Raw genomic sequence first — 16,191 nt, 5'->3', positions numbered from 1 at the left:
AACTTAAAAAAGGAGCTGTTAAAATGAAAGATATTGCTATAAACCTTTTAGAAGAAAGAGGAGTTACATTAGAAGATATGGCAGTATTAGTATTAGACTTGCAAAAAAAGTATTACGATGATTTAACAATAGAGGAATGCATAGAAAATTTACATCATGTACTTGAGAAAAGGGAAGTTCAAAATGCAATCTTGACAGGAATCGCTTTAGACAAACTAGCAGAAAAAGACCTACTAGAAGAACCTCTTTTGTCCATTTTAAAAAGAGATGAACCCTTATATGGCATTGATGAAATTTTAGCCTTAAGCATTACAAATGTTTATGGTTCTATAGGTCTTACTAATTTTGGATATCTTGATAAAGTAAAACCCGGCATAATAGGAAAACTTAATGAAGATAAAGAAAAAAAGTGTAATACCTTTATTGATGACCTAGTAGCTGCAATAATCGCCGCAGCTTGTGCTAGAATTGCCCATTCTAAAAAAGAAGTTTTATAAAAAACTATTTTTCTAAAGTAAACTTTACATAGCCTTCTTCTGCCTCCACCTTTTTTAATTTAAATCCTTCAACAGGAATTTTAATGTTTATAGTCGTGTCATAGCCATAAAGAATTTTTTGAAGCAACTGACCACCAATTTTTATATCCCCTATATTTAGAGAATTTATTAACAATTTAATTTTGTTATCTTCTATCGCAAAATTACCTTTTAAAGTGTATAAATCATTATCTTTTATTTCAAAACCTTCTTTACTAAAAGATACTGTTATATCTTTTAACTTATTACTATAAGAGCGTATCATCTTTGTTACATCAACATCAGTAAAAGAAGCTGATACGTTAAAAAAGGAAAAACTCAAATCCTTATACTCCAAAGTATCCCATGGAAATTGAGAAAGGTGGCTTAATAAATAATCTAAAGAAGGAAACATTTTGCCCAAATTATCAGCCATTGCAAATATCTTTTGATAATCTGCGATTTTCTTTTTTATTTCGTCTAACATTTGGCTTTTAGCTAACCTTAATTCATCTATTTTTTTTAGCAATTCTATTTGTTCTTTTTGTTTTTCTATAAGCTGCAATCTTTGAGAGGTTAATCTATTTTCCTCTTCTCTTTTATATTCTACAAGCTTATTTAAATTTTCTAGTTTATTGTAAAAATAATTGGTTACAATGTCTATGTAAATAAGCCTATGCAATAATTCACTGGAATTTTGTGACATAAGTAGAAGTGATAATATGGCATTTGTCCCATCCATATACAAAAACCTAAACCAACTCTTTACTATCTCTTTTTCCTTTTCTATGTCTTTATCTACCATTTGTATTTCTTTATATTTTTCCTGAATAGCTACAGTTAAATTTTCAATCTCTATTGTTAAATCGTCCAAAGATTTTTGAGTTTTAAGCCTTTCTACCTCAAGATTTAATAGCTCTAATACAAGTTTTTGTTCCTCCTGCTTCGCCTTATCAAAATCCGAAGAAACATCACTTTGCGCTGGTACTAGTATAAAATTAAATAAAAATATACTCCCAATTATAATAGCTATCAACTTTTTCATAAAACCCCTCATTTAATATAGCATTTTTTGTTCTACATGGAACTATTTAACATCAACTAGTCCACAATAATCTTGTCTTTTATCTGTTCAAACATTTTAGGACCTATTCTAGGAACATTCATTATGTCTTCAATTTTTTTAAAAGAGCCTTTACTTTCTCTAAATTCAATTATCCTTTCAGCCGTCACAGGTCCTATTCCTGGCAAAGTTTGCAATTCTTCTTTAGTCGCAGTATTTATATTTATTTTTTCATTTTTTTGTATTGTACTAGTAGGAGAAATATTATTTGTTTCACCCTTTTTTGGAACTCTTATCATTTGTTCATCCTTAACTTTCTGCGCGAGATTTATATTTGTGAGGTCTGCTTCTTCCAAAGGTCCTCCTGCTTTATTTATAGCATCTATAATCCTTTCTCCTTCTTTCATAGTGTAAACTCCTGGATTTTTTACTAATCCTGTCACATATACTTTTATTTCCAAAGGTTTTTCTTTGTTCTCTTCGCTTTCTACAATTCTTTCCACTGGCACGCTCTCATTGCTTGCATTGACGACAAATTCATTTTTTAATTTATAATTTTTGTAAATTATATATCCTGAAAATGCCAATATAAAGCATAATATAACAACTATAGCATATTGCTGTTTTTTTGAAAAATAAGGCATACTAACACCTCTTTTTACAGCTTCCTTTATTTATTTCTACATGAATTAAAAAATTCCTTTTTATTTTTCATGTTTTTTTGGTATACTTTAAATATCAGCATAAATTGGAGGCATAAAAATGAAAAAAATATTGATATTTTTAATTGTACTATTCATTGTAATAGGTCAAATTACTCCTATCTATGCTATTACACAAAAGCCAGAAATAGTTGGTCCAACTGCAGTATTAATGGATTTTACTACTGGCCAAGTGTTATATGATAAAAACATGCACAAAAGAATGTATCCTGCCAGTACAACCAAGATTCTTACTGCAATTATTGCCATCGAAAGAGGAAACTTAAATGATATCGTAACTGCAAGCGATAACGTTACAAAAATAGACGGAAATTCTATCTATCTTTCTCCCGGTGAAAAGCTCACTTTGGAGCAGTTACTCTATGCTATTATGCTAGAATCAGCTAATGATGCTGCCATCGCCATCGCTGAATATATTGGGGGAAGTGTAGAAAATTTTGCTAAAATAATGAATGAAAAAGCTAAAGAAATTGGGGCTCATGATAGTCATTTTGTAAATCCAAATGGTCTCCCTGATGAAAATCATTATTCCACCCCTTACGATATGGCATTAATAGCAAGATATGCAATGCAAAATCCTGAATTTAGAAAAATAGTAACTACAATACATTATCAAATTCCCCCTACTAATAAGTTTGAAAAAGTAAGAGACCTATGGTTAAGCAATCGCTTAATTAAACCTTCGAGCTTTCACTATGAAGGCGCTGATGGAGTAAAAACGGGATACACGGTTGCAGCAGGTCAAGTTTTAGTAGCTTCTGCAACAAGAGATGGACACAGACTTATATCCGTCATAATGGGAGACCAAGGAACAAATATCTGGACAGATACTATAAAGCTTTTAGACTACGGATTTCAAAACTTTACTTTAGTGAAAAAAACAGAAAAAGGTGAGGTAGTAACATATATCGACTTAGGAAAATCTCACTTTAAACTTCCTCTTATAGCAAAAGAAGACTTTTATTATGAAGTCCCCAAAGGGCAAGAAAATTCTATAGAAGCTCAAATAATATTAAATAAAAACATAAAAGCGCCAATAAATAAAGGAGAAACATTAGGATACATTAAATACACTTTAAATGAAAAGGAAATAGGTACCAATCCTCTTATTGCAGCCGAATCTGTTTATAAAAACTTTTGGGGAAATTATTATATGGAGGTACAATCTTCTGAGGTAAAAAATATAATATATACTAACCCTGTAAAATTCATTTCTGGAACAGCAATTTTAGGAATAGCTTTTATCCTTTGGAGAAGGCGGAAAATTAGAAATAGAAAGAAATATATCTTTTCAAAATATTGATTTAAAAAAGGGCAGAATGCCCTTTTTTATGCATATATTTGGTTGTCATTGAGACTCCTACTTCTTCCCATGTCCTTTATAAAGGAATCAACATTAAAAAATCTTTTTAAAATTTTAAAATAATACAACTCTTCTTTAGACTTTATTTCAAAACCGTTAGGTAGGAATCTATTTTTTATGTACTCTGCATCGCTAATTTCTGATTCGGCTATTTTATTTAATATTTCAGATGTACCAGTTCCTATTGCAAATTTTTCTTTTCTCCTCCATACAATTGATTCTGGTAAATAATTTTCTGCAAGCTTTCTAAGTATCCACTTTTCGGTTTTTTCTCGGCCGTTAATTTTAAAGGATGGTATTATTTTAAATGCATACCGTAATACTTCTAGATCTAAAAATGGTACACGTCCCTCAATGGAATGTGCCATTGTCATTCTGTCAACTCTTTGAAGATTTGTATTATGCAAATTTCGAGTTATATATTTTAATTCAGATTGTAATTCCCAAGGATTTGTATAATTTTTAAGGTAATGGTATCCGCTAAATAACTCATCAGCACCTTCTCCCGAAAGGATAACTTTTACGTAATTGCTTGCAAGTTTTGATACAAAATATGTTGCAACAGCACTTCTGACTAAGGCTGGATCACAGGATTCAAGATGATATATAACTTTGGGTAAAACTTTTTTTATGTCCTCCTCTGCATAAATAAATTCATGGTGAATCGTACCTACATAATCAGCAACAACTCTGGCATTCTTTAAGTCATTACTTCCTTCGACACCTACTGCAAATGAGTGAAGGGGATTTTTGTATTTTGCTGCTATTGCTGCTATAAGGCTACTATCCAATCCACCACTTAAAAATACTCCAACAGGCACATCAGCAATCAACCTTTTTCTTACTGAATCCTCTAATCTAAGCCTTAATCCATTAATAATATTATCAACATCTGCAAAATGCATCGGATCCTGTGGAATTGAATAATATCTCTCAAATCCGTTTTCAGTTGTATAAATATATCCATTGGGAAATTCATTTATATCATCAGTTACTTCCTGAAGTGCTTTAATCTCCGAAGCAAAGGCAAAATAGCCTTCTTTTGTTTTGCCATAATACAATGGCTTTATTCCTAAGGGATCACGCGCAATAAAGATGGTCTTTTTTTTAGAGTCATAAATAGCTAAAGCAAACATTCCATCAATATAGTTAACACAATTTTTACCTAGTTCTTCATACAAATGAACTATTACTTCACTATCAGTATCTGTGTAGAAAATATGATTTTTTAACTCTTTACGCAATAATTGGTAATTGTAAATTTCTCCATTATAAATAAGCCAATATCTGCCATCTTCGTTTTTTATAGGTTGTCGCCCATGATAAAGGTCAATTATTGTCAACCTATTGTGGCCTAATGTAATATTTTCGTCTGCAAAAATACCTGACTCATCCGGGCCACGATGTCGTATTTTCTCAAGCATCCTTTGTAATTTGCTCTTATCACCAGTTCTTATAATTCCTGCTAATCCGCACATTTCCTATCATTCCTCCCCTTTAGATATAAAACAAATTAAATAGGAACGTAAGAAAAGATCTTACGTTCCTGAATTTTCATACTTCTATAGCTGATTTTTCATATTCACGTAAAATCTTTTCTACCCTTTCTTTTTCGGGTATTATTCTGTGTTTTTCATAGTCATAAGCATAGCATGCCCCATCTATAACTTTGGTTTGTAGTGCTCCTTTAGCGTATTTGTTACCTTTAAGATGAGGTGCATCTAATAGACCAATCTTTATCGCCAATGCTAATACGTCTGGATCAGAAAGTGGATCAGGACTGTGAGGTGCCAAGCTCTTTATCGCTTCCAATAAAACCCTTGTCTCTTTCTTTACCTGTTCTTTTCTTTGAATTACCTCTTTATCCTGAGTCAAATCAGGCATTCCAAACATAGAGTTTTTTATCACGGCTTTTACTATTTTAACGCTTTCAATTATATCTTCTGGCGTTGCAGCATGATGAGCTTCACAATATCCCACTACGTGATATATATGAGGTCTTATAGCCATAGAGAGATAAGCACTAGAAGCCAATTGGCCTTTAGCCTCTAAAAGGTCAGTTGGAAAACTTGCAAGTCCTGCTCTTGCTTGCCTTATAACTCTGAAATTTTCATCTTGCAATTCTTCTATTAGCTCTATCTTAGCCAACATCTTTGCCAAATCCATTTTTGGTGAAATAGAAGCAGGCACGTTAAACATAAACTGAGCTACATAGTCTCTAACACCCATTTTCTTTGCATTATATGCCGCAAGATATGCCATTGTTACCCCAATTACATCATGAGCATCCCTCAAGCTCCAATGGTGTGGCTCATTTACCTCCACTGGTACACCCCTTTCGGCGTGCCATTTCATCAATTGTTGATTTTCTCTGATTGAAGTGTTAACATCTCTTGGACCTCTTCCATCGAGAACATTGTACCAGCTAAGTGGTATTGCTGCCCACGCATTGTGGATCGTTCTTAAAAGCATTTCTGCCATCTTAAATACGTCATTTGTGCCACTATAGCACCTTAAAAGAGGATAATTACCTCTTCTTGAAGCCTCATATATCCTTAATAAGTCTTCTTCCTTTCTTATAGGGACACCGCCTGCTCCATCTAAAGCTTTGTCATATTTTTTATCAAAGAAGTGTTCTTGTGCATTTTGGTCTGGGGCAAGAGAAATTACATCTAAAATTTCTGCCTCTGCTATCTTCTTAACACCTTCTATAGTATCTTCCAATGAAGGAAGCCCAAAGTGGTGTCTTATGATAGGATAGGGGAATTTGTCCTCTATTCTTCCTATTAGTGTATCAGCAAAAACCCGCTGTCTATGATTTGTACTCCCTCCTCTTAAAAAATTAATTGTAGCTTCATCGCCATTTTTACCATCAAAAACTGCTGCAAATATTCCCGACCTTCTCGCTACTTCTGCATTAGGTTCTGTACCACCAAACACCCATTTTATATCTTTTAAATTGTTAAATTCTATTTCTCTTTTAAGTTCTTCTAAAAGTTTTTCAAGAGCTGACGGAGTTAGTCTAAAGCTTACTCCTACAATCTCCGGCTTATGTTCTTTAACAGTTTCAATCAATTTTTTAATAGGAACTGCAGGACCTAAAAATACAGTCTCATAACCTTGCTGTTCTGCAAATCTCAAAAAATTATATACTCCTGCTACATGGACGCAATTGCCTATCGCTGCCGCTACAATTAACTTTTTCATGCTGTCGTTACCTCCTTTCTTTTTCCTTCCACCAATTCTATAATTTCTTCAACTGTCATACCTTGTATGCCAAGCTTTTCAGCCGTTCTTCCAATTTTCCAATAATCTTTTCCATGCATAACTGAAGCAAGATGTATAACAGCATCAATAGTTGGAGTCTTAATGCCTATTTCTTTCCCTATAGAAGACATCGGCACCAAACTCATAGGAACGTCTTCAAATATATAACGACAGTCTAATGTTTGAGGAGCTAATAAACCAACATAAGCTTTTGTATTTTGAATTGCCTCATATAGATTTTCTCCTTTCGTATTATAACTTTCTTTTAGCCATCTTTTAGCTGAAATAGCGTTTACACCCAGGGTTTTTGCCACCATCATTCTCTCATTGTCTATTTTCTCCAATATCTTTGCAACAGAAGGAGAAATACCTTCACGATAATATTCAAAATTACCTTTAGTAGTTTCTATTCTCGCTGCATTCAAAAGAGTGGGTGTAGGATGAAAAACAGCTCCAAAATTGTTAAAACTCGTTTCAAGAACATTTTGTGCTGGAATAAATTGAGAAAAGGCAGTATTAAGTGCTTCCACCACCATTTGTGTTCTATCTTTAGGTATTGCAGCAACAGATACAACTTCCTTTATCTTATATATTTTCGATTTTCCCATGGAAGACCTGCAGGCATATATAAAAGTATCTGTTTCTGCAATAACTACATCTAAATCTCCTCTTTTTCTTATAACATTATAAAGCTCTAAAGCACCACCAGTTCTTCCAGGATTTAATACAATTATTTGACCATCCTTAAGATATGGCAGCATCTCTTCAGCAATTTTATAATGGGCAGAAGCAGGAACTACAACTAAAATTATGTCAACATCTCTAATAGCTTTCTCCATGTCATCAGTTATCACATTTAACTTACCAAAGCCTTCCACTTCTCCTTCTAGTTCAATTCCACCTTTTTCTATAATAGGAAGTAATTTTTGATAGGTTCTATTGAACAAATTAACTTTATAACCTTTTAAAGCGAGATGCCCGGATATCGCTTGACCCCCATTCCCAGCTCCAATTACTGCAAAAGAGAGTTGCTTCATTTTGACTACCCCCTTTTAAAGAAATGAAAAAGCTATAGAGGGAAATCTATAGCTTTAACCTTCGGTGTCTGAAAAGACACAAAAAGACACCAATGCTATCATCCTCCTCTTTCAACGCTTACGAGGTTAGCTGACGGATTCGGGTCGAAAGATAACCCTACCATCTTATAACAAAGATGGATTCACCCCGGAAAGTGGTTCCCCCGCTTCTTTACGAATTCAGCGTTTAGCATTTTATTTAATTTTCAATTTATTTTTATTATATCATAAAATCAAAAAGTTGTAAAGGAAAACATACTAATATTTCCCAAAATCCTCTCCTACCCTTATTTCATCTAAGTAATTATATATAGTATATCTAGAAACACACAATATTTTTGCTACGTAATCCACAGCACCTCTTATCAAAAAAGTCCCTTTTTCATCCAACATCTTAACCACTTGTACCTTCTCTTCTTTTGTCATGAAATTCACAGGTTTCCCGTAATTTTCTAACGTTGTGTTTACTATACTTTCCAGCACATCGCTAACACTACCTGTATAAGCCTCTCGAGCCTCTTCATTGGTATCCGCCACATCACAAAACTCTGATAAAGTATTTTTTACCATTATAAATTCTGAAATATCAATATTGATGGTAAGGCATCCAACAGGTTTACCATTCTCATCTTTTATAAAAAGAGCAGATGACTTTAAAATTTTTCCATCTTTGCCTTTATTTTTGTAATTTGTTAAATTTTCTACGTTATCAGATTTCAATACTTTCGATATAGTTTCAGGTAAAGGGCTCCCTACATCTCTTCCTGTTACATGCCCGTTTACAATTGCGATAATTGGACTTTGTGGAGAAGAAAAGTCATGCAATGCTACTTCACAATTTTTTCCAAACGTATGTGCTATTCCTTCCATCATAGGGATTATGCTCTTCAAGATAGGATGTGTCTTCATTGGCTTTAAATCCCCCTAATCATACAATATTAAATATATTCAATAAGGCAATGAAAAATTACTGATAGGGCTATAAAAATATCCGTACAAAAGATAAGATATTAATAAAAAATTTATTAACGTTATTATACATGCCTCAAACAAGGTTGTCAAGCACTATTTCCTTTGCATCTGCCCACAATCTTTCTAAATTATAAAATTCCCTTTCGGGTTGTTGAAATATGTGAACTATTACATCACCATAATCCATTAAAACCCACTTACCCCAATTGTAACCTTCAATATGACCAACAAAAATGCCGTCTTCCATAAGTTTTTTTTCAATTTCGTCTATCAATGCTTTAACGTGAGTATCCGAATTGCCAGTGGCAATAATAAAATAATCTGCAACAATTGTTAAGTCTCCTATATACAAAATCTTTATATCAGAAGCTTTCTTATCTTCTAAAACTTTATAGATTTTAAATACCTTATCTTTTACGTCTATCACTAAATCAACCTCCACTTTATATATTTTTTCCCAAAATTATAGTTATATCAACATTACTGCCTCCATTCGTATCTTCCACTACGATAGCATTTTTTAAAATTTTTTTCAAATCTTCTACTACTTTTTTATCATCAGTCCTATTAATTATCTGAGTAGTGTTGTAAGTGGTACCTATTACATTCCCTATCTTCACTACATCATACCCTTGTTGTTTTAACAAATCAGCTGTCTTTGCGGCTACTCCTGGTACACCACCGCCATTTAAAACCTCTATTTTTATATTTTTGTTAACTGTCATCTCATTAGTTTTATCATCTATATTGCCATCTAAATTCGCCATAAATTGTCTTACTTCTTGGGGATCTGTAATATAATAAGCAATCCCATCAATGTACTGAGGAGTACCAGGCAAAGTAGCTGTTTTTATATTGTCTTTGTCAAGTTTCAAAAGGTAATCTGCATACTTTAGCATAGTAACAGGTGGTATGTTTGTTTCTACGTATTGATTTATGGTTTTTAATATACGATGAATTTTTAACAAAGTACTGGGGTTTTTAGCTTTTTCAAACATTGCTAACAAAAATTCTCTTTGTACTTTGACCCTTTCTAAATCTTGTTCTGCATACCCATGTCTAAATCTCACCAACTGTAAAGCCTTTTCTCCATCCAAAAGCTGTACACCTTTTTTCAAATGTATGTGAAGATTTCCCGCATTGTCATCATAATTCATGTCCATAGGAACGTTCATCTCTACTCCCCCTAAATCATCTACTAATTGTTTAAAACCTTCATATCCAATCTTTACATAATAATCAACAGGTTCTCCAATAAGCTGTGACACTGTATCCATCGCCAACTGAGGTCCACCTATTGGATAAGCAGCGTTTATCTTTTGTGTCCCATATTTGTCAAGTTTAATCATTGTATCTCTTGGAATAGATAAAATATAAGCTTTATTAGTTTTAGGATTATAAGATAATAATATCATAGTATCAGAACGCCTTGGATCTGTTGGTGATGTTTCATCAACTCCCAAAACCAATATATTTATTTTCTGAATCGTTTCTGAATTTTTGTTTTCACCGCTTTTTTTCATCAAAAAGGCATCTGAAGGATTCAGAGACTTTAAATAAATATACCCCCCTACTCCTACAGATAATAAGCTTAACAACAATAACACAGATACAATTTTTATTACCTTTCTCATTTATCTCCACTCCCAAGTTTCAGAAGAATATAGTTTCGAGCTTTTACTGTTTTCTCATAAAGAAGTAGTTTCCTCTCTAAAACATAACAAATCGTACTATCAAAAGACTTTAACAAAGCAAGGCCTAAATTTTCCTCAGCTAATCGCCTTAATTCCTCTACTCCTTTAAAATCTCTATTAGGCTCTATATAATCTGCAAGAAATACTATTTCATCCAAAAGGCTCATATTGACATCACCAGTAGTATGAAGAGCAATTGCCTTTTTTATTTCTTGATCTTTTATCCCAAAAATTTCTTCTACCAAATGTGCACCTATAGGACCGTGTAAAAGAAAAGGTGCATTTTTTAAAACTTCATCTACTTCAATTCCATATCTTTGAGCAAATTTTAAAAGTTCTTCATCAGAATAGCTCTTTGCACAATCGTGCAACAAACCTGCAATTTGTGCTTTTTCTACATTAGCACCATATTTTTTAGCAAGGTGCATTGCGGTTTCCATAACACCTATAGAGTGTAAATACCTTTTTTCATCTAACAAATTTCTTAATTTGCTTTTTAAAAGTTCTGTGTCATACCCCATTTTCGTCATCCTCTTTGTACAAACCGTACTTTTGGATATATCTTTCCACAGACTCCGGCAGTAAATACTTTATAGGCCGTTCCCCTGCTACTCTTTCCCTTATATCAGTGGAGGAAATAGCCAAAGAAGGAACAGTCACTTTGTAAATGACATTCCCATAAAGTCTTCTAATTTTGTCTAATTCTTCATCTATTCTATTACCCTCAACTCCTGGCCTAGTTGCGGCAACAAAATTACACATCTTTAAAAGCTCATCTGCACTTTTCCAAGTCAAAATCTCTAAAACAGCATCCGCTCCTGTTATAAAATAAAGTTGAGTTTTCTCCCCATAAATTTTTTTAAACTCTTTGATAGTGTCAATAGTATAAGTATACCCTTCTCTGTCAATTTCAATCGTCGATACTTCAAAGAAAGGATTAGTTATTGTGGCAAGAATAGTCATTAAATAACGATGTTTTTTATCTGTCACCTTTCGCTTTACTTTATGAGGCGGGTTACCTGCTGGAACAAAAATTACCTTGTCCAATTTAAACTCAGACCTTACCGCTTCAGCAGTAACTAAATGACCATAATGAATAGGGTCAAAAGTGCCTCCCATTATCCCAAGTCTAAGCTCCCTTCCCAAGTTACTATCCCCCAATTTATATTTCTTTTATATTAACATTATACATCAAAAGAGATAAATTGCACAAGCTTACACTGAGACCTCGTTTAAAGTAAATAAAAAAGTGGAATCAAATTCCACTTTTATTCATAATATTCAAATTCAAAATCTCTCACATTTATTGTATCACCACTTTTAAATCCCTTTTCCTTAAGAGCATCTATTACCCCGCTCTTTCTAAGAAGTATTTCAAAGTACCTTAAAGAATGTTCATCTTGTAAATTTACTCTCTTTAAAAGTTTGTCAATTTTTGTACCGCTAAGATAATAGGTATTATCTTTTACTTCTATATTAAGTGTTTCTTCCTCTTCAGGAGGTGTATAAACAATAACTTCTGGCACTTCCTTTATCTCCTCAATCGGAATAGAAGAAAGAATTTCTATAGTCTTATCCAAAAGTTTATCAATCCCCACTTTTGTCAAAGCAGATATAGGATATACCTCGTAACCTCTTTTTTTGATTTCTTTTTCAAAAGCAGGAAAATTTTCTTTACCGCTTTGTATATCAATTTTATTTGCTGCAACAATTTGAGGCAAAGTAAGTAATCTTTCACTGTAAAGTTTCAGCTCCTCATTTATCTTCTCAAAATCTTCTATAGGATCTCGTCCCTCATTTCCAGATACATCCACCACGTGTATCAACATTTTTGTCCTTTCAATGTGCCGCAAAAAGTCATGACCTAGTCCTTCGCCTCTGTGGGCCCCTTCAATTAAACCTGGAATATCTGCCATTACAAAGGATTTCCCTTTATGTTCTACAACTCCCAAATTAGGTGTCAGTGTTGTAAAAGGATAATTAGCAATTTTAGGTTTTGCTCTTGTGCAACTGGCTAGAAGAGTAGATTTCCCTGCATTAGGAAATCCTATTAATCCTACATCAGCGAGAAGTTTCAGCTCTAACCGTACCCACATTTCTTTGCCTTTTTCGCCGCTTTCAGCAAAACGAGGAGTCTTCAAAGTAGAAGTAGCAAATTTAGCATTCCCTCTTCCTCCCTTACCTCCCCTTAAAACAATAGCTTTTTGATTAGGTTTTACAAGGTCAGCTATAATTTCTCCTGTATCATCGTTAATTATCAACGTTCCTACAGGAACTTTGATGTACAAATCTTCTCCATTTTTGCCATATTGATTTTTACCTCTACCGTTTTCTCCATTTTGCGCAACGTATTTTTTTCTGTATTTAAAATCTAACAAAGTAGACAAATTAGGATCTGCTATAAATATAACATCTCCCCCTTTTCCTCCATCACCACCGTCCGGTCCACCATAAGCAACGTATTTTTCCCTTCTAAAAGATATAATTCCATTTCCACCGTCTCCAGCTTTTATGTATATCCTTGCTGTGTCTATAAACAATTCTATCACCTGCCTTATTTTATAGTATATACTTCTCGTATTTTTTTACTCTTTTAATAGTTTCTTTATAATTTCCTGTGCATTTTCAGAATTAAAGATATCTCTTTCTCTATTAAGGTGGTCAATAGTAATGTGGAGAGATTCAATCACTTTCTCTAATTTCCCTAGTTGAGCATAGCCTAATACTAATTGTAAATCATTTAAAAGCTCATGTCTGCTTCTTTTGATGTAGTCTACCAATAACTCCACATCTGACACCATCTTTTCACCACTTTCTTTTTTAATTATTATTTATTTATGAAAAAATCCTGGTATAAACCAGGATTTAATTCTGTGCAACTTTTCTTTCTGGATAAACACTTACTTGTTTTTTGTCGCGGCCTTTTCTTTCAAAAGTAACATATCCATCAATTAATGCAAAAAGTGTATCATCTTTTCCTTTTCCTACATTTACACCTGGATGTATTTTAGTTCCTCTTTGTCTTACAAGGATATTACCAGCTAATACAAATTGGCCATCTGCCCTTTTTACTCCCAAACGCTTAGATTCACTATCACGACCGTTTCTGGAACTTCCAACACCCTTTTTATGAGCAAAAAGTTGGAGTTTCATTTTTTGCACCTCCTATCCATAACCCTTACATATTCAGGATAATCCGCTTCAATATCTTTAAGGCCTAAAACCATAGTCTCCAGAATAGCTTTTAATCGTATATCATCTTCTGCCAAACCTTTATCAATAATGTCAACCTGCAAATCGCCACTTTCTATTTTTTTCTTTATTTTAACAGTTTTTAACGCCTCTATTCCCAGCACCGCTGTCTGAGATATAGCAGAAACAGCTGCACATATGATGTCCTTTCCGTACTCATCGAAACCTGCATGTCCTTTTATATTAAATTTATAAATATCCCCTTTTGAATCTCTCAATATTTCTACTCTAATCATGGCTTACTGAATTATTTTTTCAATCTGTACTTTTGTGTAAGGTTGACGATGTCCTTGTCTTCTTCTATAATTTTTCTTTGGCTTATACTTAAAAACTCTTATTTTTGGTCCTTTCCCATGCTCTAAAACCTTGGCATTCACCTTAACATTTTCTAAATAGGGTTTGCCAAACTCTACATTACCGTCCTCTTTTGACACAGCCAAAACTTTGTCAAAAGAAATAACTTCTCCTTCTGGATAATTTAACTTTTCTACTGCAAGAACATCTCCTTCACGAACCATATACTGTTTTCCACCAGTTTCGATTATTGCGTACATTTTTGCACCTCCTACATCCAGTCTCGCCAGGGAACAAGGTAAAAGTTTAAAAACCCGTCCTGAGCGGCCACAAGTGATATTTTAACATAATAAAATATCACTTGTCAATCAAAAAAGCAAGCGCCTTTTATTTCCATCTCAAAAAGGAATTGGGTAGTAAATATGTCTTCACCAAGTGCCAAATCAACTAAAGAGTTTGTGTCCCTTTTTCTTCCTCCTCTTCCTTGCCATCACTTTGTTCATTTGTTTTTTCTTCCGCTAATTTATAGTTTTGCAATTCTATAACCTTTTGATTCAATTCTTCCTTTTCCTTTTCCAACTCTTTTATCCTATTGTTAAGTCCTCGTATCGTTACGCTATAGCGAATTTGTCCAAACAAACCTATTGTACCCACAATTATAGCTCCAATAGCTGCTGACAATAAAATTACTAAAGCTTGAGAAATTGAATAATGCCAATACAAAAAACTTATATCCACAGGTCCAGCATTAGAAATAGCAAAAATCGCTACTATAATTGCGAATATCAAAGCTAATATTGTATAATATTGCCCCTTCACAAAATCACCTCCCCCATCTTCAGTAACAATCACTAACACCTTCCTACCTTTATGATAAATTATACAAATTATTATTGTCAATAAAAATTGTAAATTTTTCGATAATAATAAAACATCATTCTTAACTTTTATCATTTAATTGATAGAAAGAGTTTTTATGTTGAAACTACTCCAGTAGTTGTGTTAAAATTGATTATAGTGAGCAAAATGCTCACCTGGGTCGCAGTAACCCCAGTTAACAAAACAAAGGAGGTAATTTTGTGTCCAAAAAAAGAATAAAAGATATAGCAGAAATTGCTCTGGTTGCGGCAATTTATTTTGTACTCACAGTTATATTTTCTTCCATCTCATTTTTACCCCTTCAGTTTCGCGTAGGGGAAATTACAAAATCCATTGTAGTATTCAATAAAAAATATGCCATTTCCATGATGATAGGAAATTTTTTTGCAAATTTGTTTAGCCCATTTGCTGGCACAATGGAGCTAATTTTTATGCCTCTTTCAAACTTAATCGGTTGTACAATTGGATACTACATTGGAAGAGCTACTCACAAATTGGTAGGTGCTGTATTCGTAGCTATTTGGATTGCAGCATCTGTTGGAATCACTTTAAATATCTCTGCCAATATACCATTTATTCCAACTTTCTTAAGCGTAGGATTGGCTGAAACTGTACTTTTGGTAACGGGATATTTTTTGCTTTTTGCAATTGAAAAGAAAGGAGTTGTGAAATTTGACAGATAAATATAAAGAGAGAAGATTTGACACTTACGGTTATGAAAAGATTGACAAAGAAGTTTTAGAATCCATTGAATATGAATACCCTGAAAAAAATACTATTGTAGAATATATAACTAATGAATTTTCTTCTGTTTGCCCTTGGACAGGATTACCTGATAATGCAAAACTTACTATAAAATATATCCCTTTTAAAAAATTAGTAGAACTTAAATCTTTAAAGTATTATCTCACCTCCTATAGAAATGTAGGTATCCTGCAAGAACATGCTATAAATAGAATTTTGGATGACTTAGTTGAACTTCTACAGCCAAAATTTATGGAAGTAATAGGTGAGTTTCAAGAAAGAGGTGGAATAGCCACGAGAATTGTGGCAAAGTATGAAAAAGAAAAGTAGATATAAAGCTGCCCAAAAAT

General features: G+C 33.2%; 20 protein-coding genes and 1 riboswitch. Of the genes, 4 read left to right on the top strand and 16 right to left on the bottom strand.

Annotated elements, in window-relative coordinates; all coding sequences use genetic code 11:
• Window positions 1–23 precede the first annotated feature (23 nt).
• Window positions 24–497 carry a phosphatidylglycerophosphatase A gene (locus THYS13_RS01140; RefSeq protein ID WP_042832781.1) on the top strand — a complete coding sequence of 158 codons (474 nt, stop codon included), beginning with the start codon at window positions 24–26 and terminating at the stop codon, window positions 495–497.
• A gap of 4 nt (window positions 498–501) precedes the next feature.
• On the opposite strand, the gene THYS13_RS01135 is transcribed toward THYS13_RS01140, so the two are convergent.
• Together THYS13_RS01135 and THYS13_RS01130 are read right to left on the bottom strand one after the other, a co-directional pair.
• Entirely contained in the window at window positions 502–1,560 is a 1,059-nt protein-coding gene (locus THYS13_RS01135; protein ID WP_042832780.1) for a hypothetical protein, read from the bottom strand.
• Window positions 1,561–1,616: 56 nt separating this feature from the next.
• Window positions 1,617–2,222 (bottom strand): helix-hairpin-helix domain-containing protein, encoded by a 606-nt coding sequence (locus THYS13_RS01130; RefSeq protein WP_042832779.1) that lies wholly within the window; start codon window positions 2,220–2,222, stop codon window positions 1,617–1,619.
• A gap of 118 nt (window positions 2,223–2,340) precedes the next feature.
• Between THYS13_RS01130 and THYS13_RS01125 the strand changes: the two genes are divergently transcribed.
• Entirely contained in the window at window positions 2,341–3,603 is a 1,263-nt protein-coding gene (locus tag THYS13_RS01125; RefSeq protein WP_042832778.1) for a D-alanyl-D-alanine carboxypeptidase family protein, read from the top strand.
• Window positions 3,604–3,629: 26 nt separating this feature from the next.
• Here THYS13_RS01125 and asnB read toward each other — a convergent pair whose 3' ends face one another.
• The 14 genes from asnB to THYS13_RS01055 form a co-directional block, all read right to left on the bottom strand.
• Complete coding sequence (asnB, locus tag THYS13_RS01120; protein ID WP_042832777.1) at window positions 3,630–5,141, bottom strand: asparagine synthase B; 1,512 nt, start codon at window positions 5,139–5,141, stop codon at window positions 3,630–3,632.
• 76 nt (window positions 5,142–5,217) lie between these two features.
• Complete coding sequence (locus THYS13_RS01115) at window positions 5,218–6,870, bottom strand: cobalamin-dependent protein (RefSeq protein ID WP_042832776.1); 1,653 nt, start codon at window positions 6,868–6,870, stop codon at window positions 5,218–5,220.
• Entirely contained in the window at window positions 6,867–7,967 is a 1,101-nt protein-coding gene (locus THYS13_RS01110; RefSeq protein ID WP_042832775.1) for an NAD/NADP-dependent octopine/nopaline dehydrogenase family protein, read from the bottom strand. Before THYS13_RS01110 ends, THYS13_RS01115 begins: the two co-directional genes overlap by 4 nt.
• A gap of 101 nt (window positions 7,968–8,068) precedes the next feature.
• Window positions 8,069–8,202: riboswitch (cyclic di-AMP (ydaO/yuaA leader) on the bottom strand.
• 62 nt (window positions 8,203–8,264) lie between these two features.
• Window positions 8,265–8,915, bottom strand: coding sequence for a transcriptional regulator (locus tag THYS13_RS01105; RefSeq protein WP_042832774.1), 651 nt, complete (start codon window positions 8,913–8,915; stop codon window positions 8,265–8,267).
• A 136-nt stretch (window positions 8,916–9,051) separates the two neighbouring features.
• A complete protein-coding gene (gene rsfS, locus THYS13_RS01100) occupies window positions 9,052–9,405 on the bottom strand; it encodes a ribosome silencing factor (RefSeq protein ID WP_042832773.1) in 354 nt (117 codons plus the stop codon).
• A gap of 16 nt (window positions 9,406–9,421) precedes the next feature.
• Window positions 9,422–10,612, bottom strand: a complete 1,191-nt coding sequence (locus THYS13_RS01095) for an LCP family protein (protein WP_042832772.1) — start codon at window positions 10,610–10,612, stop codon at window positions 9,422–9,424.
• Window positions 10,609–11,193, bottom strand: a complete 585-nt coding sequence (gene yqeK, locus THYS13_RS01090) for a bis(5'-nucleosyl)-tetraphosphatase (symmetrical) YqeK (RefSeq protein ID WP_042832771.1) — start codon at window positions 11,191–11,193, stop codon at window positions 10,609–10,611. The genes THYS13_RS01095 and yqeK overlap by 4 nt, the downstream gene beginning before the upstream one ends.
• Complete coding sequence (gene nadD, locus THYS13_RS01085) at window positions 11,183–11,818, bottom strand: nicotinate-nucleotide adenylyltransferase (RefSeq protein WP_082990355.1); 636 nt, start codon at window positions 11,816–11,818, stop codon at window positions 11,183–11,185. The genes yqeK and nadD overlap by 11 nt, the downstream gene beginning before the upstream one ends.
• A gap of 122 nt (window positions 11,819–11,940) precedes the next feature.
• Entirely contained in the window at window positions 11,941–13,212 is a 1,272-nt protein-coding gene (obgE, locus tag THYS13_RS01080; RefSeq protein ID WP_042832770.1) for a GTPase ObgE, read from the bottom strand.
• A gap of 45 nt (window positions 13,213–13,257) precedes the next feature.
• Window positions 13,258–13,473 carry a Spo0B domain-containing protein gene (locus THYS13_RS01075; protein ID WP_003868115.1) on the bottom strand — a complete coding sequence of 72 codons (216 nt, stop codon included), beginning with the start codon at window positions 13,471–13,473 and terminating at the stop codon, window positions 13,258–13,260.
• A 64-nt stretch (window positions 13,474–13,537) separates the two neighbouring features.
• A complete protein-coding gene (rpmA, locus tag THYS13_RS01070) occupies window positions 13,538–13,825 on the bottom strand; it encodes a 50S ribosomal protein L27 (RefSeq protein WP_003868116.1) in 288 nt (95 codons plus the stop codon).
• Window positions 13,822–14,160 carry a ribosomal-processing cysteine protease Prp gene (locus tag THYS13_RS01065; protein WP_042832769.1) on the bottom strand — a complete coding sequence of 113 codons (339 nt, stop codon included), beginning with the start codon at window positions 14,158–14,160 and terminating at the stop codon, window positions 13,822–13,824. The genes rpmA and THYS13_RS01065 overlap by 4 nt, the downstream gene beginning before the upstream one ends.
• Window positions 14,161–14,163: 3 nt before the next feature.
• Complete coding sequence (gene rplU, locus THYS13_RS01060) at window positions 14,164–14,478, bottom strand: 50S ribosomal protein L21 (protein WP_003871517.1); 315 nt, start codon at window positions 14,476–14,478, stop codon at window positions 14,164–14,166.
• Between the two features lie 187 nt (window positions 14,479–14,665).
• Window positions 14,666–15,037: a lipopolysaccharide assembly LapA domain-containing protein gene (locus tag THYS13_RS01055; protein WP_042833903.1), complete on the bottom strand. Its 372-nt coding sequence runs from the start codon at window positions 15,035–15,037 to the stop codon at window positions 14,666–14,668.
• 260 nt (window positions 15,038–15,297) lie between these two features.
• Between THYS13_RS01055 and THYS13_RS01050 the strand changes: the two genes are divergently transcribed.
• Window positions 15,298–15,780 (top strand): QueT transporter family protein, encoded by a 483-nt coding sequence (locus THYS13_RS01050; protein ID WP_042832768.1) that lies wholly within the window; start codon window positions 15,298–15,300, stop codon window positions 15,778–15,780.
• The gene (gene queF / locus THYS13_RS01045) at window positions 15,770–16,171 is read left to right on the top strand and encodes a preQ(1) synthase (RefSeq protein WP_042832767.1); all 402 of its coding nucleotides are present in this window, start codon (window positions 15,770–15,772) and stop codon (window positions 16,169–16,171) included. The genes THYS13_RS01050 and queF overlap by 11 nt, the downstream gene beginning before the upstream one ends.
• Window positions 16,172–16,191: the final 20 nt, after the last annotated feature.

Source organism: Thermoanaerobacter sp. YS13, from assembly GCF_000806225.2.
Classification (GTDB): domain Bacteria; phylum Bacillota; class Thermoanaerobacteria; order Thermoanaerobacterales; family Thermoanaerobacteraceae; genus Thermoanaerobacter; species Thermoanaerobacter uzonensis.
The sequence above is the reverse complement of the archived record's forward strand: the minus strand, read 5'-3'. Positions and strand labels throughout refer to the sequence as shown.

What these genes read in the sequence shown, in the direction of transcription:
- THYS13_RS01140 (WP_042832781.1), top strand. Translation starts at nt 24, where the DNA reads ATGAAAGATATTGCTATAAACCTTTTAGAAGAAAGAGGAGTTACATTA.
- THYS13_RS01135 (WP_042832780.1), bottom strand. Translation starts at nt 1,560, where the DNA reads ATGAAAAAGTTGATAGCTATTATAATTGGGAGTATATTTTTATTTAAT.
- THYS13_RS01130 (WP_042832779.1), bottom strand. Translation starts at nt 2,222, where the DNA reads ATGCCTTATTTTTCAAAAAAACAGCAATATGCTATAGTTGTTATATTA.
- THYS13_RS01125 (WP_042832778.1), top strand. Translation starts at nt 2,341, where the DNA reads ATGAAAAAAATATTGATATTTTTAATTGTACTATTCATTGTAATAGGT.
- asnB (WP_042832777.1), bottom strand. Translation starts at nt 5,141, where the DNA reads ATGTGCGGATTAGCAGGAATTATAAGAACTGGTGATAAGAGCAAATTA.
- THYS13_RS01115 (WP_042832776.1), bottom strand. Translation starts at nt 6,870, where the DNA reads ATGAAAAAGTTAATTGTAGCGGCAGCGATAGGCAATTGCGTCCATGTA.
- THYS13_RS01110 (WP_042832775.1), bottom strand. Translation starts at nt 7,967, where the DNA reads ATGAAGCAACTCTCTTTTGCAGTAATTGGAGCTGGGAATGGGGGTCAA.
- THYS13_RS01105 (WP_042832774.1), bottom strand. Translation starts at nt 8,915, where the DNA reads ATGAAGACACATCCTATCTTGAAGAGCATAATCCCTATGATGGAAGGA.
- THYS13_RS01095 (WP_042832772.1), bottom strand. Translation starts at nt 10,612, where the DNA reads ATGAGAAAGGTAATAAAAATTGTATCTGTGTTATTGTTGTTAAGCTTA.
- yqeK (WP_042832771.1), bottom strand. Translation starts at nt 11,193, where the DNA reads ATGGGGTATGACACAGAACTTTTAAAAAGCAAATTAAGAAATTTGTTA.
- THYS13_RS01075 (WP_003868115.1), bottom strand. Translation starts at nt 13,473, where the DNA reads ATGGTGTCAGATGTGGAGTTATTGGTAGACTACATCAAAAGAAGCAGA.
- rpmA (WP_003868116.1), bottom strand. Translation starts at nt 13,825, where the DNA reads ATGAAACTCCAACTTTTTGCTCATAAAAAGGGTGTTGGAAGTTCCAGA.
- THYS13_RS01065 (WP_042832769.1), bottom strand. Translation starts at nt 14,160, where the DNA reads ATGATTAGAGTAGAAATATTGAGAGATTCAAAAGGGGATATTTATAAA.
- rplU (WP_003871517.1), bottom strand. Translation starts at nt 14,478, where the DNA reads ATGTACGCAATAATCGAAACTGGTGGAAAACAGTATATGGTTCGTGAA.